Consider the following 18942-nt stretch of genomic DNA (forward strand, 5'->3'; position numbering starts at 1 on the left):
TTTATCTTATGCGGTATTGCGCTCCTAACAGGAATCCACGCCCATGCACTTCTTTTTCAATGATGGTACGCCCAAAACCTGTTTGCCCGGGACCGCCGGGCACGGTACCCTTCATATATATCTCCGTTCCTGCACTCAACAGGTTCGTGGCCTTTGTAAAGAAACGCCAGTGGGTGTTCAGTGTCTTCTCAATAGTAAAATCCAACGCGGTATAGGCACGCTGCCAATTATCCAGGTCATACCAGCCTGAAACCTGGTCAATACGTTGCCCGGTATACACGCCCTGTACCTGTGCAAACCATCCGTAATGAGGTACTCGGTAGCTGAGGCCCAGGCTAGCCATGTGTTTGGACTGCCCCTGCAAAGGACGATCCTGTATACGCGTCACCGTTACTATCTCTGAGGCGGCGTCTTCCGGATGCTCCCGCTGCTTATACTTCTTTGCTTGCCTGATATGTGAGGATGTGAAAGTATAGTTAGCGTGGATGCCGATATTCCCGCACTCCTTTACCAATGACAATTCAAGACCATAATTACTGGCGGCATCATAGTTACGAAGCTGTTCTGTAAGACGGGCAGCAGGGATATAGGACAGACCATTGGCCGGAATAGGGTATAGTGTATCTGCTGCCCCTAATAAGGTTTTTTCATAAGGATCTTCAATGCGCTTGTAGAAGGCTGTTAATTGCAACACTTCCAGCACACCGGGCTGGTAAAGCTCGTAACGCAGGTCAAAGCTATTGGCAGTACTTCTTTTCAGGAAGGGATTACCTGCTACATTATAATCATCATAGTTCATATTGAAGAACGTGATGTCGTAAAGGGATGGCCTGCTCAGGGCCTGGTACCAGGTCAGTTTCAGGTCCTGCCGTGCATCCAGTGCATAGCGTAGATGAAGGGACGGCAGCCAGTCTTTGTAGGTGATAGCGATCGCTTTACCAAGGGGAGCGCCTGGATCTGCAGCAGAGCGAACATGCTGTTCGGTACGCTCCTGCCGGATACCCGCCGTTATATGCAATGGTCCTGTTTGCCAGGCAGCCTGCACATAAAAGGCAGAGATATGCTCTTTGGCCATATAGGTACCTGCCGTACTCACAGTGCCTTGCGGGTTCTGCGGACCATTATTATTCAGCCACACCGCATCGTAAATGCTGGTGAAAGGCTGTCCATTACCGCTGGTGATGGCAGGATTAAATACATAATTATTAAAGAAATTATCCCGGCGCCGGTATTGTAATAAGGTGCCGCCGCTTAGCTCCAGCTTTTGTTGCAGGAAGTCGGGCTTGTAATGCAGGTTCGCATAGATATCGACCTCGGTTTCTTTATTATGCATCCATAGCCGCTCCAAAGGCGCCAGCAATACGGGGGTTTGCTGTACTACGCCATTAGCGCCCAATATACGGCCGGTATTGACGCTAAGTTCCGCGCGGTCGGGATAGTTACCGAAGGCCATGGAATATACGCCAGACCAGTCCGCGGATAGTGTTTTGCCCAGTTGATGGTCTCCCTGCAAATGCAAATGCTCCACAGACTGACGGGCTACTCGCGCCCGTTGCATAAGGGCAATGCGGCCTGTTCCGGGACCAGTACGGCCTTCAGCCAGGCTGGTATCCACCGCACTGCGTGTTTCAATATCCTGTTTATTGATATATAGCTGGTAAAACCGCAGCCGGTGATGCGGATTGAATTGATAATCCAACGCAGCATAGATATGCTTACGATCACTGGTCTGATAATAAGTACGTTTGATAAAGTCTGTGATGCCCGGCACATTATTTACCTGCGGTTCATTATTCTGCAAAACCAGGAAACCATCGGAGCCGGTATGGATGGTTTGTGCACCTGCTGTCACCAGTAGGCCCAGCTTTTGCGAGAAGAACCGTTTGGCCAGGCTTACATTGCCCTGTATATCCGGGGCGGCATGCTTTGCGGTAAAATACAGATTGTCTTTAGTAAAGTCCTTACCGCTTGCATTATAACTTGCTCCATAACGTTCATAAGGAGATTTCGTTTGTACCACACTGTTATTGAAATGCAGGTAGCGCCTATCCAGGTAGAACTGGTTGTAGCCTGTGCTTAGCTGCAGGGAGAGCTCCGGCTGTTCAGGTACCTGTCGGGTAACGATATTGATACGGCCCCCGATGGCATCGCCTGCCATAGCAGGCATAAGGGTTTTGTATACTTCCAGGTGGTCAATGATGTTAGCAGGGAACAGGTCCAGCGAGAGATAGCGGTGGCGCTCGTCCGGGCTGGGAACGGCCATACCGTTTACCGCCGTATAACTGTACCTCGGGTCCATACCACGGATGATGACCCGACCGGGTATGCCTGTTTCATTGCGTAATACGGATACGCCGCTTACCCGCTGCATAATATCGGCTACAGTAACATCGGCCGATTGCTCAATAGATTGCCGGGAGATCACATGCACTAAGGGGACAGCGGCCTTCTCCAGTTTACGTGCATGTATTTCCGAAACAGGGTCCATACGTACGCTCACATTCACCGTATCGAGCACTACCTTTTGCGCAAAGGCAGCATGAGGAAATCCCCATACTGCCGATGCAAAAAGTATTATATGCAATAAATGCTTTTGCTTCATCAATGCTGGTTGCCTGTATTATCCTGCTGAAACGCGCCGATGTCCTTACCAGGGGGCGTGATCTCTGTGACGCCGTATACCGGATCAACCTTTACCACGCTCCTGGCGCTAAAGCCGGTGTAGCCCTTAGCTACTGCCGGTGAATGGGCCTGCAGACGGAAATTGTAATTACCCGCGAAATCGTTGTTGATGAAATTAAACCCGGCTACTACTGGTAAAGGATAATTCACAAACAGCGGGTTATTGGCTCCCGGTGTAGTGGTGTTGCCTCCATTGATGTCCGTAGGTTGTTGCCGGGTAATGTATCCGGCAGGCAGGAATTGGGAAGTAATACCAGTATTATCCCCATAATTATACGTGTTGCCGTAACGGATATTCGCCGTATCTGCAATGGGCACACTGCTGCCGCCACCCATAATGGCCAGGCCAAAAGCACAGTTCACCAGCAGGTTATTGTAGCAGAGGCCACGGCCACCGTTCTCAAAATCCAGGGAACCGCCCTCCCCTACTTTTGCCTGGCGATAGCCTGTATTGATGATGGTATTGTTGTAGATGTAGGCATTTGCCTGGGGCGACAATCCGCCTGCGTTGGCAGATTTAAAGGCATTGCCCGTGCCACCTACCACCAGGTTGTAGGCAATATCGCCTTCACTGCCGCTTTTTACATTCACACACTCACCAGCCTGAAAACCGACCTTCTCAAAAGTATTGCGGAAGATCTCAAACTTACCACCTGCAATCCGCACCATATCGTCAAAAGAGCCGTACAGCCAGCAATCTTCCAGCACCAGGCTGGCTTTCGGGTTTTGGGTAAAGATACCGTAACGTGCTTTATTAGGCCTTGCCGGATCTGTAGCGGGCGCCAGGCCGCCAAAGTATTCCATCCTCGCCCATTTGATAATGATATCGCCGGAGGTAACGCCACCCTGTATGCCGCCCCAGTAGCCTTTAAAGGCAGGGTCAGTATTCGGACTTTGCGGATCTTTGGCAGGATCAGAGCGCAATGCTTCATCCTTTACGGTAAATAGTACCGGACTGTTTTTTGTGCCCAGCACCAGCAGGGTACCGTTCACTACCAGTCCGGGCGCATGGCCTTGTGTGCCAATAGCAGCTGGCCCGCTGGAAGGACCGGCAAATAAGATCTTCACCCCACTTTGTATGAGCAGCGTATCGCCGGTATTGATCACTGCATCTCCGTAATCGCTGTACAGGTAATAGGTGCCGTTTGCTTTTAATGTGCCTTTGATGCTACGGCCATTGGAACCATTTTTAGTATTCAATGTATCACCATCTGCAATAAAGCTGCCCTGCCCCGGATCTTCTGGGGTGATATCTACCTCCGTATCAGATTTGCTGCAGGATGCCATCAGCATAGCTGCCAGGCAACAAACAGGCATGAATATTTTATTCTTCATAGTAGCTGTCAGTAGTAATTGATATTATTTATCATCGTCATCATCATCTGCCGGTTTCACGGCCTTCACAAATGCAGCACGCACGATGGCCGGTGCTTCTGCATCTTCGCCCTTCACGGCTTTCCAGGTGATCATGTTCATCAGCTGGTCGGGGATTACGCTTTCCTTAGAAAAATCCAGTCCTTTGGAAAGTGCCGCCAGCTTAGTACCTGAAGGGTTCACATCATCCAGGTTCACGTTGGAAGGCAGGTGTTTGAAAGGCGTTACATCCTGCCGATCATTGAAGCTGCGCCACATCGGCATAGCTGCTGCATCATACTGGGTCATGGGTGGCATACCCAGGATCAGCTCTATGGTGCGGATAATAGAGGTCGTAGTGTACATGGTGTGATCCACGAAATGCCTTTTCACATAGCCGCCGGCGATATAAGCCGGAGAACGGTGGGCATCCACGTGATCCGGACCATTCTGGGCATCATCTTCCAGGATGAATACAACAGACTCTTTCCATACGGGGCTGTGGCTTAGATGCTCCAGGAACATGCCTACCGCCAGGTCATTGTCCGCCACGTGCGCAAAAGGCGTAGGACGTCCGGCCGCCATCCCTTCTGTGTGGTCATTGCCAAAGCGGATGGTCATCAGCTGAGGTAATGCATTAGCTGCCATCAGGGAATCAAAATCAGCTTCCCAGGCGCGATAGCGGGAAGTATCCTTCACACGCATGTTAAAGCCGTCATAAGTCTTTACAAAATGGCCTTTTAATACGGGGATAGTGGCTTCTTTACGATTGGCAAACTCTCCATAGGTACGGAAGCTTACACCTGAATTTGCGGCCCTGTCCCAGATGTATTGTTTATTCAGCGCGGTACGGCCTTTAGCACCAACTCCGCGGCTACCGTAACTGGTAGGCCAGTTCTTTTCCATATAGTCGGTAGCATAGGCGCCCATGCTCCAGTTATGGCCGTCTGCGCTCACCTCTCCATCTACATAGAAGTTATCGAGCAGTACAAACTCACGGGCGATGGCATGCTGGTTGGGGGTGATCTTTTCACCAAATAACAGCAGGCTGGTATCGCCATTGCCTTCTTTGATATCGCTCAGTACCTGGTCGTAAGTGCGGTTTTCCTTGATGATGTAGAACACATGTTTAATAGGAGAAGGATCGCCCACCTTCACGGGTACCGGGTTACCGGCCATACCGCTGCCAGCCGCCTGCTCCTGGTCTTTATTATAAGGTGTGTTATGATACACCGCCTGGGAATATGCAGCAAGCTGCTTTTCATCCGGTACGGAGATAATGCTCATAGTGCCCATCAGCAAGCCACCGCCGATGTACTGTACCCGTTTCGGCGCGCTGCTATCACCGGTGTGGATCCCCACATGTTCTTTCTTGTTATAAGGATTCGGCCCCTTTGGATTAGGAAAAGAAGAAAACCCTTTACCATTGGCTACATACAGCTTCCTGCCTAATACCTTCACCGTGGTGGGATACCAGCCGGTAGGAATGAATCCTTTAGACACACTGGAACCGGCTTTGCTCACATCGAATACCGCAAGACAGTTATTATCTGCATTGGCGATATATAAGGTACGGCCGTCATCGCTCAGCGCAAGGCCATTGCTGGTGGAGCCGCTCAGCTGAGTTGGATACAACGCGGCATTCAGCGTTTCTTTTACTTTCCTTTCCCTGACGTCTATAACAGATACACTGTTATCATTGGCATTGGCCACGTACAGGTAACGCCCGTTCTTAGAGATGCAGAGGTCATTGGGATTGTCTCCTACCGCAATGCTGTCGCTAAGCGTTTTGCCGGCGATATTATATACGGCTACTTTATCAGCACCCCAAAGACTGATGTACAGTTCCTTCTTATCAGGAGACAGCAAACAAGTATATGCTTCGGCGCTCAGGGGCAGCTGATGTATGATCTGTTTTGTGGCCAGGTCTATTACATAGAGCCTGTTGTTCTCTTTGGTCACCACATACATCGTATGCTGCTTATCATCCAGCGTGATACCGGTGGGAGATATAGCTGCTGCAGGCCAGGCCTGACCCAGCCTGAAGGTATCCTTTATCACCAGCTTATTGTTATCAATGGCATACTGCAGTATGCAGTTGTCATTACCGCCGGAGGCATAGAGATACTTCTCATCTGCGCTAAAGGCAATACCGCCCCAGGAGCGATGGATCTCCACCTGGTCCAGCGCCTTATCATTTTTGGCGTCTATTAGCTGGATGGTTTGCGTGCTTTGGCCGTTGTTGGTAATAGCGGCATACCGACGGGAGCTGCTTATGGCAATATTCAGCGGCAGATCACCGAGTGGCAGACTGCTGCCTGCTGGTGTGAGTGACCAGCCATTAGGTAGGTGCACCCTTTTGCTTTCCAGGGTGGAAAGATCCTGCGCCTGTATGCTGATGGACAGTACCAACAGGCATGCAGACATGAGCAATGATTTCCTTATCATATTATATTTAAGTTTAGTCAGATTCTCATGGTTTCCGTTAGTGCTACAAGCTGACGTGAGGGCTTGAAACTATAAAAAATGTGAGGAGGGAAGCTTTATAATCAGAAGTTCGGATCAAAATTAAAGAAAACCGGGTTTGACAATGCAACCATCTTACCGCTTAACGACATTGCTGCAGGCACCTGCGGATAAGGCGTTTGAGCGCCTTCTACCTCCACCCGGTAATACGTGCGGCCAATTGCTAGAGGCGTGTCCGTAAACTCCGCAACAGGTTTCTTACCACTTATCTGCAGGGAATCAAACCTGTTACCATTCTTCACAATGCTAACAGTATAAGCTGCATCCGGCGCCATATTTCCCGTTAATTGCACACGGAACTTAACCGGCTTTCCGCTTGCCTTCACATTGTCTCCCATCATCATATCCATCTTGCCGTCCTGGTCAAGATCCGCATAAAATTCAACGCGGGGACCAAAGGGATTAGAGCTGATAGACACACGTCCGTTTGTAAGTGCATCAACAACAGCTTGTGATGTACGTGCGGTAGCAAATACCCAGGTGGTAGGTGTACCAACATAATTGGCCTTCACCTGTTCGCTGTTCTTAGTAGCCTTATCAGGACTGTCGGGCACACCATGATGCGCATCGCTGCCACCTCTGCCCGTTAGCTTACGACCGGATGAAAGCATATCATCCCAGATCATCATGGCATTGGCATTCTTAGACCAGATCACAGAGTTCCATACTTCTATAGATTCGACCATGTCGTAAGAGTAGCCGAAATGGTCTTTCCCGCTGGGATGATTAGCCGACAGGTGAACGCCCAGCTGTTTCTTTACAGCGCCTACCACTACGTCGCGCTGATCGCGCACATCATAGAGGCGCTGGTGATCGTAGGGTTTGGCGGAGAATACATTGCCGTGCCCGCGGGTGGTGGTCCACTCTGCCCCGTAAAGCAGTAATATGGAATCAGACTTAAACTCAGGATCTGCCCAGGTATGGTGTGCTACATCACCGTCTACATGATTATCATGATCGGTAATGCAGATATAATCAATACCAACAGACCTTGAAAAGGCAAGGATCTTAGCAATAGGATTGTTGGACGATTCCTTGCTGTGCCGTGAGTGCATATGCAACTCCCCTTTCAGCCATACACCATTGGTAAGGCTGGCAACAGGCGGGATGGTATTGATTTCCCCGGGCAGCCAGGGATTAATGTGATTAGACTGGCCCGATACAGTATGGCCAATACAAGTTGTTATGCCCGCCAGTAATACGGTGAGCAATGGTTTCCGGTGATTGCTGAACATAATCGCAGTGATGTTGTGGACTGCGAAGTTATAAGATCAGGAGAGCTGATGCATATTAAATTTATGTCAACATTACACTCTTACTCACCGTATCACCAAACCATGCCAGGGCTTATGCGTTTCCAACTTCGCAGTTGAAGGCAGCGGAGCAAGCGTTGGAAAGAAAGAATAGTGATCAACCAATGTCCAGTCGCCACCGCTATTATCTACCATAATACTATGCAGGCCGGGCGGTATGGTAACAAGATAGGATGTACTGACCGCAGTGGCCTGATCCAGCATCTTCACTCCATCTACATAAACAGTGACCCTGGGAAATCCCTGAGACATGGTGGTTCCGGTGTACACCTCGAAATAGCCGGTCTGCGAATAGTTCACAACAAAGGTAGGCGGATTGCGATATTGGGTGTTGGCCTGGCTTCCGTACACAAACATGCCCAGGCTGGAAGCATCCGGTATCATTCCTGAATTATTTATAATGAAGCTGCGGGATGTTGCGCCGCCCCATCCTGACGCCGGCGACACCGATACAGGCGAGGTGAGTGCACTGGGAGCGCCACCTCCGGCATTGGCAGTAAAGGCAAGATCCCATGCTACTTCAGGGAGACTGAAAGTCAAGGTATCATTGACAGCAGTTGCGGTCCGTGTACCGGTAGGCTGCGCCGGAGCAGTAACAGCTGTGGGTGCACAACTATAGAAGTTAACATCATAGACACCATTTCCCATACCTGGAATTCTTACAATAGCCCCTGCAGGCACCACCGGCGGCGCAGTTTGATTGTTGTCCTTGAAATACTGGTAGTTGTACAACCTGTATGAAACATATCCTGCCGACTGGTTATTGCCAGCGCTTTTCAATACATAATTATTGAAAGGCCCTACAGCGTTCACGAACTGAAACCGGGTCACCCAGGCCCAGTCACCTCCCAGGTTATCTACTTTTATGGTATGCGGGCCTGCGGTAATGGGTACTGAATAAGCAGTAGTTAGCTGTGCCACCTGATCCAGTTCCAGTACGCCATCAACATAAATGCTGATCCTGGCGTCAGTGCCAAGCTGCGAACCTGTGAGCAACCCAAAGCTTCCGTCTTTCAGATAATTGACATGAAAAGTAGGCGGCCTGCGAAAACGGGTATTACCCCCCGTTCCGTAAATAAACTGGCACAGATCACTTACACCTGGCGTTAGCTGGCCTTCATTGTCCAGCGTAAAATCTAATACAGGCGGCGGCTTCAGGGAATCTTCCGGCCAGCGGCCTTCGGGTACGATGATAGCATCTGCGGCATTCGTATTCAGATACATGGTGGTGGCTTTCTTATAATTGCCACTCTCAAAAGGCACTACATCCTTAAAGGCTGCCAGGGGCGAAAAATGACCATAAAGATGCTGGGCATCTATCCAATAATCCCACCACCAGGGAGCGGCACTACCCATGGCACCACTGAACATGGTAGCCCAGATAACATTATGAAAGGTGATGCCGTTGGGATCATCCGGTACTTCTACGGTATGGTCGTAGGAAAGACCAAACTCGCCATTGATGGTGGGTTTCTGGTAAGTGGCCACCCTTTGCTGGTTCAGGTCGGACAACAGCCGCGGCATGTTAGGGTCAGGCTTATATTTATGAGATTGCGTAAAATCGATGCTGCTGCTAACCCAGGTACCGTCTCCCTCCCGTTCGTCACCAAAAGAGCTGGTAACAAGGTGATTAGGATCAATAGACTTCAGGTAGGCAGCCATCTCATTGTGCCATTGATTAATGTTGACGGAGTCAGCGGCGTAACCGCCATGCACGTTGTTTACTTCGTTAAATAGTTCCCAGCTTTGCAGGGCACCGGCATATCCCCATCTTGCCACCATGTAACGCAGGCGGTTCTTGAAGATCTCTTTTGCCACCGGGCTGGTAAAAAAAACCTGCGGACTATCGCAGGGACCATTCAGCGCGGTATTATATGGATTTTCATTCCACTGGCCATTTTCATTGCTCAACCGAAACTGATCATGATAGTTGAGGCAGAGCATAATCGCAAAACCATCCGTTTTACCGCGTTCCAGCCAATAGTCCAATACCTTTGCCGCTGTTTGCTTGTATTGTTTTAATCCATTGAAACCATACAGGCCTGGTCCGTTAGTCCACTCCAAACCAATACTCCATGTCGCCATCCAGATACGGAGAAAGTTGACGCCGACAGGCTTCAGCCTGTTGAAATAGTATTCATAATTGGGCACCATGTTATAGGAGGGGAAAGCAATGTTCTCGCCCAGGGGGATGTATTGCGAACCGTTGTCCCATCTCAGGTAGTTGGTATTGGTTCTCCGTATGTAGCCCTTACCTGTTGGAGATGTGCCCGAACAGGTAAATGTATAGGTGGGGCTGGTGCTGACTGCGCCTCCCTGCAGGCGGCCGGAAAGCACGTAGGTCCATTGTCCCGGTTCATTGGGCGTAAACCGTACCCGGAAGCCTGAGGTGTCTGTAGGGGTCACGTCGCCTGAGGAGGTGTCAATGGTATAATCATCCATCCAGAAGGCATCCACGGTACGTTGTACGCCAGTTGGAGAAGTAAAGGTGGCCTGAATGGCAATATCACTGTAATCATACTGGTTATTATACGTAGCGGTGAGGCTGATGAGCGCTTCGTACATATCCCATTTGGCCACTGTGGTCTGCTTAGGTGTAACCCCGTTAAAAACGATGCCCTGGGCCTGTGCTGGCAAGGTGGTTAAGGGGATAAGGCGTAATACCGCGAGCAGCACGGTAGTCCGCATGATAACGGTAAAGGATAGTTGGGTCATAAGATCAGTTAATAAAATGAGAGGATGTTTGGGCGCTTATCCATCTTCAAAGATTGTACCCCGGGATTCCCTATAAAGCTGGTTAAGCAAACAGGCATCATGAACCATATTAAGTACGTACCTGAATGTGGATTATGAGGATTTGGGGGTTACAATTTGGGGTTAATTATACCCATTGACTGCTTAGTTATGTAGTGGTCTTACCCTGTACAGGTATAAATTGCTCGACTCCTCTATTGCGTGATCCCTTTTATCAATCAGTTCGAGTTGAAATGCCCCCAGCAGGGAGCTGCCTCTCCTGCTTATGTAATCCGCGGACCGTGCGGTGATGAAATAAACTTCCTTCAAATGCTCCCTTTCAAATAATTCCTTCATACCGTTGTAATAAGCGTCAGGTGACTCTAACAGCGTTTTATATTCTACTTTCCACTGAAGGAAAGAAAACTCTTTCTGCATATCTACGCAATAGAAAGCCTTGCCTGTATAGGTAGAAAGCATATCAGCACACCAGAAATCGGTTACGATCTCTTCGCCGGCCGGCACCTTTTTTAATACTTCGCGGGCATGGTATGCATTCGAAAACGGATAGCGTATATCCTTGTACACGGCGATTGTACATGCCAGCACCTGGATAGCCAGCAATATATTAACAAGATAACTGGTCTTCCTGCCCGGAATATTCTCAGCGGTATAGCACCAATAGGCAACTATGAAGGCGATAAAGATAAAGCCGGTATACCTCATAGATGTTAAAGGAAAAACAGTGGCCATTACCAGTGTTACTGCCAGGTTACCAAAGAAAAGGATCAGGCTTTTCCTGTTGCCTTTCAGGATATAAAACATCATCAAGGGCAGGCTCAATGACACCAGTGCAATCACACCTTTCAACAGCCGATACTGTTGCCCGGCCTCCAGTAGGAACTGCGTGTTCCAAAAATTATACTTCCACCACGCGGGCACCGGAATAAAAGATTTGAACGGCGCCAGTAATATGATGGCCAATTGATCCTTGATATGCACCCTGCCCCAAAAGGCACTAAACCCAAGTGCACTGTCTGTAGGCGGAAAAATGAAATACAATGTTGGTAATAAGACGATCAGTCCGAATAAACCGTGCAGCAGCAATCCCCCCATCCTCCCTCCCTTCTCATGATTCAACAGCAAAAAATACAAATGCAGGCTTCCTGCCAGTATTAACGCCAGCAGATGTGTATTGGCCAAAACCAAAAGCAACACATAATACAGGGGAACTTTGTACCTGAGCTTACTTCGTATAACAAGGCAGAGGCAAAATGCCAGTAAGAGGGCTATTGCATAGTTCCTGCTGAAGACCGCATATTCAAACAGAAAGAAGTAGCCGAAGGGGATCAATATTCGTGTTAAAAAAGGTAATGACGAGAAAAAGAGCAGAATACCAACAGCCGATGTGATGATCAGCCATTGCGCTAACTGCATCCAGGCAATGTCAGTAGTAAATCTGGAAACAAACCAGAGTATGATATACCACACCGGCGGATGTCCCTCGTACCTTGAATTGGAGATCACATCTGCCAGCGTTGTGCTTGATCTTGCGATATTCCAGCTATGCAGCTCATCGCCCCATATCTCATGATGTAAGATCGCAAAAGAAGACAAGGCGATATATAAAAGGAATACCGCCCATTTCTGTATTAATACGACATTAACTGTTCGAGAAGACATCTGCGGGATGTGGCCCATTACCGAGCCATGATCCATCAAATATAGGGAAAAAGCGGGTTTACTACTCGGCCAGCTCCCATGCAAAACAGGCCCCGTCTTTGCGGTCTGGTCTGGTACCCCTTGCATTGGCGGCACAGAGGCTTTTCGCATACGGGTCTGCAAACACGTACCGGTGTGTAGCCAGCGACATTAGCATCAGATCACCACGGAGCATATCCTGCCATTGAAATACAGATGCTTCTCCTCTTTCTGTTTGCTCAATACGTACTTCCGCCATGCCGCCCAATCCCTTTACTGTTACCCAGCCGTTATCAACAACAGATTGTAAAGCGATCCTGCCATTTCCTTTATCCACTACCCTGAACTTACGGTTATTGCCCTGCGCCAGTCTGTCGTTAGCGGCTACCGGTCTTAAAAACCCTTTCCAGTTCACCAGTACCGTACTATCAGCAAGGCTGGTAAGCGTAATGATCTTGCCGTAGGGGATCGGCTTTGTTAAACCACGCGACCTTGGTTCATCTACTATGAAAGAATCAAAATCAGCATAGCCTCCCTCTTTTCCCTGGGTGTTATAGTTAAAGAGGCAATACCGTACGCCCTGGAAGGTCCTAAGCTGGAATACCATAGTATACTCTCCACCCAGGGTGGTAAAATTGGTCCCATCTGTACTATAGCTGAACAAGGCCTTTTCGGTCTCGAAATTGCAATCTGCCCGCAACCAGATCTGTGTACCTTTTAACGGTGCCGTGGCCAGCTTTCCCGTTTGCTGATCAAATTGCTGGATTTCGTAGCCGTCTGCTTTCCTCGCGATGCCTATCCAGGCGTAAGGCAGGTTTAACAAACCAAGACCTGCCACATCTCCGGGCTTCATGGCATCCAGGTCAATGGCGGCAGACACCTTCGACTCCGGACCAATTGCCCGTTGGGTAAGGGTGTTTTTTGCCTGCCAGAAGTCGGTTGCAGGAAGCGCATGTAAGCGAAGAAATCCCTTCCTGGCTTTCAGTGACCATTTTTTGTCGACCGCCACATGATTCCATTGCCATACCGGTTGCAGCGCGGCGGCAGAAAAGTCGTCGCTCCTGCGGTAAGTGGCATGAGGCGCTGAGCTGAACCCGGTGTTGGGTTTTACCCAGGTCAGTGGACTACGGGTAAGGTTACCCGGTAAACCGAAATAAGGCCAGCCATCCTGCCAGGTAACCGGTGAAAGACACGTGAGCCTCCCAACGGAGTTATGATCCATCATTGACCATCCCCACCATTCACCGGATTGGATCTGAACAATACCGCCCTGATGCAGGGGAATGCGCCCCACAAAGTTTTCCACCGGGGGAACGAGCTCAAAAGGAGGGCCTTTACGGTTATTTACCATGCCCCACCCGGTTCCAATGCCCAGGCTTTCTTCGGCACTCATCACGTTTACTTCATATGGCCCACGGGGATGCTCAGCTCGAAGACATACCTGGTAGCAAACGGGATCATAGTTGGTGCTGGTGATGTAATATTTTCCATTGATCTTATAAAAGTGTGCCCCTTCACCGGCGCCGCTTCCGCGTTGAACGATCACCTGTTCGCTACCAGGCTTAATATCAGTAAGCGAATCGTTCAGCTCTGCAAGGCGTAGCTCGTCATATCCCCATACTACGTAAACCTTACCATCATCGTCAAACAGTACAGAAAGATCGTGGAAGCTTCTGTTCATTTTAGTGTGCTTCCAGGGCCCTTTCGGATCGGTAGCAGTGAACAAATGTGTATTGAAGCGGTTCACATTGCTAAAAATATAGTAGGTACCGTTGTGATAGCGGAAGCTGGGCGCCCAGATACCCTGGCCATAAATATCACCACCGTTCTCAAGACGGAACTCCGGTCCAAAGTTCAGGCGGTCAACTGCATAGGTCAGGAATTCCCAGTTCACCAGATCGCGCGAGTGCAGCACCGGTAAGCCCGGCATTGTATGCATAGTGGTTCCGGTAAGGTAATAATCATCTCCTACCCTGACCAGGTCCGGGTCAGAGAACTCGTCGAAGAAAAGCGGGTTGGTAAATGTACCATTGCCGTTATCGGAAGTCCACGTAGGATTATTAAGAAACCCAGGCTGCGCCGGAGAGGTTTGTTGCGCAACAACAAGCAGCGGCTGTAACAATAGGGCACATAAAAGGAAGTCAGGCAATTGCCTTAAAAAACGGAGCATAAGTTAAATAAATTTTCATAACGTAATTTCTACCATCCGCAGCTGTAGTTCCTCTACTCAGTATTAATTGTCAATTTAACAAATATATTTATCAAAGTATACTCCTTGCCGGAATTATTTAGGGTACAATGGATTTCAGCCTTTTTTACAGTAGCTTACATATAATTTGTATCTGATGACTAAACATGAATATACGGTGCGGAATGCCCGCCCCGAAGAATTTGAGCAGATCGGTGCGCTCATGGTACAGGTTTATTCACAACTGGAAGGATTTCCAAAGATTTCCGAACAACCGGACTACTATAAGATGCTGGCCAATGTGGGCGCTCTTACCAATAATCCGGGTACAGCCCTTCTGGTAGCTGTAAATGAAGACGACAAGATAGGGGGCGCCGTTGTTTATTTTAACGAGATGAAATACTACGGTTCAGGCGGAACCGCTACCAGTGAAAAGAATGCCGCCGGGTTCAGGTTATTGGCGGTAGATCCGGCAATAAGAGGGAAAGGCATTGGCAAGCTGCTCGTAAATGAGTGTATCGAAAAAGCCAGGGAAAATAAGCTCAACCAGGTGATCATTCATACCACCATGGCGATGCAGACGGCCTGGAAAATGTATGAGCAAATGGGATTCAAGCGGTCTGAAGACCTTGATTTCTCCCAACAGGGCTTCCCTGTTTTTGGTTTCAGGCTCTTACTTTGACCCTATGCGTTCCTTTTATTGCCACTCAGCACCAGCACTACACCTACCACAGCTACTATACCTCCTGCATAAGTGGGCCAGCCCACCCATTTATTTTCCTTTTTGTTCACTTCTACCGGACCAACGTCCAGCACTTTTTTCTCCGTTTGAACAGAAAAGCCACGAATGAGGATCATGGCGATACCGGCAACGATCAGAATGATCCCTAGTACTTTCATATTTGTGGATTTTATGTAACTACTACAAGTGCTGTGCCACAATAGGTCACTCTACTTTACCTTTCTCTCGCCGGTACCGCGGCCCTCTTTACACTTTCCCTGAAAAAACCACTGCTTGCATATCCCACCATTACGCAGATCAATATCGCTATTGCAGGATAAAGGAAAAAGTTCACCTTTCCGGCCGCTTGTACAAAATACAATGCTACCGCACTCACGACGAAACCAGTGATCACCCCGCCTGCATTGATACGCGGGAAAAAGATACCCGCCAGGAACATACCCGCCAGGCAGCCTCCAAAAAGCCCGATCACCTTCAGATACTGATCCCAGATGGATGTGTTATGCAGTGATACAAGGTACAGCCCAATAATGCAGCCCAACACTCCCAATACGAGCGTGGCCCGCCGGGCAAATACGAAACGCTGCCTGTCTGAAGTGCCTGGTTTAAAGCGCTGATAAAAATCAGTAGTGATCACCGTGGCGATAGAATTCATGCTGGAGCTGATAGTAGACATGGTGGCGGCAAATAAACCGGCGATCACCAGGCCTGATAAACCAGCAGGTAATTGCTGTGAGATGTACCAGGGAAAAACATCATCCGTATTACCATGAGGGTTCAGTAAAGCGGGATGATGCCGGAAGTATACCCAAAGCGCCGTGCCCACTGCAAAGAAGATCAAAGAAGCAGGGATCACCAGCAAGGCGTTGGTGTATATAGAGCGACGCGCCTCTTTCTCTGTAGCGGTAGTAAGATAACGTTGTACCACTACCTGGTCTGAAGAATAGGTAACCAGCTGTGTAAGGAAACCACCTACAAATACCACCCAAAGTACTGGCTCCGTGATATCCCATCGCAGAATGGCCAGCCTGAATTTGTCATGCTGTGCAGCTTCTGTAATTACCTGGCCCATACCACCATCTACTGATTGAGCAATAAAAACGAGGCTCAGCAAGGCGCCGCCCAGCAATACAGCTACCTGCATTACCTCTGTCCAGATCACTGCCTCTATACCGCCGGATACACTATAGGCAGTAGTGATCACAGTAATGGCAAGAATACATACCAGTATATTGATTCCCGTTACGGCACTCAGCACCAGTGCGGGAAGATAAATAACAATCCCAAGGCGGCTTACCTGGAAGACTACAAATGTGAGACTGCCTAACAATTTTACGTTGGGGCTGAAGCGTATTTCCAGGTACTGGTATACGCTGGTTAGTTTCATCTTCCTGAAATAGGGAAGATAGAAATAGACAATGATAGGCGCCACTGCTACTATCATCATGTTGTTCAGGAAGTATACCCAATCTGTAGCGTACGCCTTAGCCGGGATAGCGATAAATGTGAGGGCGCTCAGCTTTGATCCGAAAATACTGAGACCTGCCGCCCACCAGGGAATTTTACCGCCTCCAAGAAAGAAATCACTGGTAGTGCTTTGCATTTTACGGGATACAATCACACTGATACCTACTACCAGCAGGAAATATAATCCTACCACCATCCAGTCTATCAGTCTGAATGCACCGGATGGCTGTGTAGGTGTTGCTTCCAGCACACGGGCTGTTCTTACAGCAGGCCGTGCCTCCCCGCCAGGGAAGATCAGCTTTCCCTGCCATAGTACTGCGGGCGTAGTAACGGGAGGCCAGGCCGGTAGCTTTCCAAATGAAGCCCAGCTATTCGTAATAACATTATATCCTATAATACCACTGGTAAAACCAGGATGCCGGTGTTGCAGCTCCGTGTTACGCGCAAAGTACCGGCCATCATCCCCACCAAATACCAGGAGATGAGATTGCCCCGCGCTGAAAGCAGGACCTGGCGCGGCCGCTGTTGCGTGCGGCATATCCGCCAGCCTTACCCAGCCGGAACCAGGTGTATAACGATAAGCATCTTTCAGATACTGCCGCTGATTGCCAGAACCTTCTACGTGTACGCCACTGAACAAATAGAAAGCGCCATTCAATGTGCCTGCCACACCCAGCATACGTGATGGTCCGGGCCAGGGAGCTAAAGCTTTCCAGGCTCTTTTATCTGCAGCTTGTGACAGGTCTAAAGACCAGAAGCATTTTTCTGATTGCCCGGAGGAATCATTAACACCGCCAGCTATATAAACCACATCATCTATCAACACGCCGCTGGCGTTGGCATTAGGCCGGGGCATATCGGGCAGTTTTTCGGTACGAAGGCTGCCATTTATGTAACGCAACAGGAATGCATCCGCATAACATCCTTTGGCATCGTTACCACCTAAACAGAGCAATGCATCTTTCCAGGTGATGGAAACACCGTAGGCCAGCGGATGCGGCAACTTGCCCGCTTCTTTCCATTGCCCACCCGGCTGCTCCAGCACGTATATATTGTCATACCAGGCCTTCGTACCGCCCGACCAGGGCGCGCCACCGGGAAAATTACTTCCGCCCGCTACGATCAATGCACCGTTGGCCACACCTGCAAAGGAACCTGCCAGGCCTATAGCATTCGGAACAGGCGGCAGCTCTGTCCAGTGAAAGTAGGCTTGCAGACCATTGTCTGCAACAGCAGCACTGGAAATTATAGACAGTACTGTACTTAACAGCCAGTAAAGGAGGCGTTTTTTCATGCAAAGCAAGTTTATTTTGATCCAATCACGGGTTCATCCAGCAGTCTGAAAAAGCCCAATGCTTCGAGTGCAGATTGTAAATTGGCGGTATCCTGCGCACTCAGGCTGCTAAGCGGAAGCCTGCAAGGGCCTAAGTCCCAGCCAAGCATTTTCATAATTGCCCGTTGTGCAGGGATAGGAGGATATTTTACAAAACAGCGCACCATCTGCACCAGCGCCAGCTGCATTTGCCTGGCTTCTTTTAGCTGCCCGGCCTTGAACAGTTCCATTACCTGTATATATAGCGGCGCGGCAAAAGAATAGGTACTGCCGATAGCCCCTTTGGCGCCAACAGCCAACGCGCTTAACAACATTTCATCGGTACCATAGAGAATATCGTAACGGCCACCTTCAAAATTCAGACAGGCCTGGTATTCATGTAAAGTGGGAGCCGTATATTTAATACCAGCCAGGTTGGGAATGGCGGTATTACTTAATCGCAGGAATTCTTCCATATCCATACCTACACCGGTAAGCACGGGAATGTGGTAATAATAGAACGGCATTGCAGGAGCGGCAGACGCAATTGCTGCCATACAATTCACCAGGTTCTGTACAGACAGGGGCTTAAAATAAAATGCCGCCACAGAAGAAATAGCATCAGCGCCTATATGCGCTGCATGCGCTGCCAGCCTGCGGGATTCAGCAATAGAACTATGCCCCACATGCACGATAACCAATATCCGTTTGTTGGCAGCTTTTACAAATGCTTCTGCCATCGCCATCCTTTCTTCAATAGTTAAATTAGGGCCCTCTCCGTTGGTACCACAAACAAACACACCGGCCAAGCCATCTTCGATCAGTTTATCCACCAATCCGGGAACCAGGGATAAATTCAGTGAACCATCTTCTTTGAACGGAGCGAACATTGCAGCAACCAATCCTTTAATTCTCATCATTAGTG

General features: G+C 49.2%; 11 protein-coding genes. 1 reads left to right on the forward strand and 10 read right to left on the reverse strand.

Translation table 11 applies throughout. The annotated features are described in order from the left end of the window. Position 1: 1 nt before the first annotated feature. The 7 genes from ACR9Y8_RS12305 to ACR9Y8_RS12335 form a co-directional block, all read right to left on the reverse strand. Positions 2 to 2602 carry a TonB-dependent receptor domain-containing protein gene (locus tag ACR9Y8_RS12305; RefSeq protein ID WP_481213544.1) on the reverse strand — a complete coding sequence of 867 codons (2601 nt, stop codon included), beginning with the start codon at positions 2600 to 2602 and terminating at the stop codon, positions 2 to 4. After that, a complete protein-coding gene (locus ACR9Y8_RS12310; RefSeq protein WP_481213545.1) occupies positions 2602 to 4017 on the reverse strand; it encodes a hypothetical protein in 1416 nt (471 codons plus the stop codon). The genes ACR9Y8_RS12305 and ACR9Y8_RS12310 overlap by 1 nt, the downstream gene beginning before the upstream one ends. Before the next feature lie 24 nt (positions 4018 to 4041). Then, the gene (locus ACR9Y8_RS12315; RefSeq protein WP_481213546.1) at positions 4042 to 6483 is read right to left on the reverse strand and encodes a bifunctional YncE family protein/alkaline phosphatase family protein; all 2442 of its coding nucleotides are present in this window, start codon (positions 6481 to 6483) and stop codon (positions 4042 to 4044) included. A gap of 101 nt (positions 6484 to 6584) precedes the next feature. Then, the gene (locus ACR9Y8_RS12320; RefSeq protein WP_481213547.1) at positions 6585 to 7796 is read right to left on the reverse strand and encodes a CehA/McbA family metallohydrolase; all 1212 of its coding nucleotides are present in this window, start codon (positions 7794 to 7796) and stop codon (positions 6585 to 6587) included. A gap of 84 nt (positions 7797 to 7880) precedes the next feature. Continuing rightward, positions 7881 to 10589, reverse strand: a complete 2709-nt coding sequence (locus ACR9Y8_RS12325) for a DUF5060 domain-containing protein (protein ID WP_481213548.1) — start codon at positions 10587 to 10589, stop codon at positions 7881 to 7883. Between the two features lie 183 nt (positions 10590 to 10772). After that, a complete protein-coding gene (locus ACR9Y8_RS12330; RefSeq protein WP_481213549.1) occupies positions 10773 to 12290 on the reverse strand; it encodes a hypothetical protein in 1518 nt (505 codons plus the stop codon). Between the two features lie 61 nt (positions 12291 to 12351). Next, entirely contained in the window at positions 12352 to 14478 is a 2127-nt protein-coding gene (locus ACR9Y8_RS12335) for a family 43 glycosylhydrolase (protein WP_481213550.1), read from the reverse strand. 175 nt (positions 14479 to 14653) lie between these two features. Here ACR9Y8_RS12335 and ACR9Y8_RS12340 point away from each other — a divergent pair, with 175 nt between their 5' ends. Continuing rightward, on the forward strand, positions 14654 to 15178 hold the full coding sequence (locus tag ACR9Y8_RS12340) for a GNAT family N-acetyltransferase (RefSeq protein WP_481213551.1): 525 nt from the start codon (positions 14654 to 14656) through the stop codon (positions 15176 to 15178). A gap of 2 nt (positions 15179 to 15180) precedes the next feature. Here the strand turns inward: ACR9Y8_RS12340 and ACR9Y8_RS12345 are convergent, their stop codons facing one another. Genes ACR9Y8_RS12345 through ACR9Y8_RS12355 form a run of 3 tightly spaced genes read right to left on the reverse strand, consistent with a single transcriptional unit; the run spans position 15181 to position 18937 of the window. After that, complete coding sequence (locus ACR9Y8_RS12345) at positions 15181 to 15396, reverse strand: hypothetical protein (protein WP_481213552.1); 216 nt, start codon at positions 15394 to 15396, stop codon at positions 15181 to 15183. A gap of 56 nt (positions 15397 to 15452) precedes the next feature. Next, complete coding sequence (locus ACR9Y8_RS12350; protein WP_481213553.1) at positions 15453 to 17999, reverse strand: sodium:solute symporter family protein; 2547 nt, start codon at positions 17997 to 17999, stop codon at positions 15453 to 15455. Positions 18000 to 18010: 11 nt separating this feature from the next. Beyond that, entirely contained in the window at positions 18011 to 18937 is a 927-nt protein-coding gene (locus ACR9Y8_RS12355; protein WP_481213554.1) for a dihydrodipicolinate synthase family protein, read from the reverse strand. Positions 18938 to 18942 lie beyond the last annotated feature (5 nt).

The sequence above is a fragment of the Chitinophaga sp. SVR4-12A genome, from assembly GCF_056754765.1.

Bases quoted from the DNA above. Each gene is read 5' to 3' on its own strand.
- ACR9Y8_RS12305 (WP_481213544.1), bottom strand. From the start codon at position 2,602: ATGAAGCAAAAGCATTTATTGCATATAATACTTTTTGCATCGGCAGTA.
- ACR9Y8_RS12310 (WP_481213545.1), bottom strand. From the start codon at position 4,017: ATGAAGAATAAAATATTCATGCCTGTTTGTTGCCTGGCAGCTATGCTG.
- ACR9Y8_RS12315 (WP_481213546.1), bottom strand. From the start codon at position 6,483: ATGATAAGGAAATCATTGCTCATGTCTGCATGCCTGTTGGTACTGTCC.
- ACR9Y8_RS12320 (WP_481213547.1), bottom strand. From the start codon at position 7,796: ATGTTCAGCAATCACCGGAAACCATTGCTCACCGTATTACTGGCGGGC.
- ACR9Y8_RS12325 (WP_481213548.1), bottom strand. From the start codon at position 10,589: ATGACCCAACTATCCTTTACCGTTATCATGCGGACTACCGTGCTGCTC.
- ACR9Y8_RS12330 (WP_481213549.1), bottom strand. From the start codon at position 12,290: ATGTCTTCTCGAACAGTTAATGTCGTATTAATACAGAAATGGGCGGTA.
- ACR9Y8_RS12335 (WP_481213550.1), bottom strand. From the start codon at position 14,478: ATGCTCCGTTTTTTAAGGCAATTGCCTGACTTCCTTTTATGTGCCCTA.
- ACR9Y8_RS12340 (WP_481213551.1), top strand. From the start codon at position 14,654: ATGACTAAACATGAATATACGGTGCGGAATGCCCGCCCCGAAGAATTT.
- ACR9Y8_RS12345 (WP_481213552.1), bottom strand. From the start codon at position 15,396: ATGAAAGTACTAGGGATCATTCTGATCGTTGCCGGTATCGCCATGATC.
- ACR9Y8_RS12350 (WP_481213553.1), bottom strand. From the start codon at position 17,999: ATGAAAAAACGCCTCCTTTACTGGCTGTTAAGTACAGTACTGTCTATA.
- ACR9Y8_RS12355 (WP_481213554.1), bottom strand. From the start codon at position 18,937: ATGATGAGAATTAAAGGATTGGTTGCTGCAATGTTCGCTCCGTTCAAA.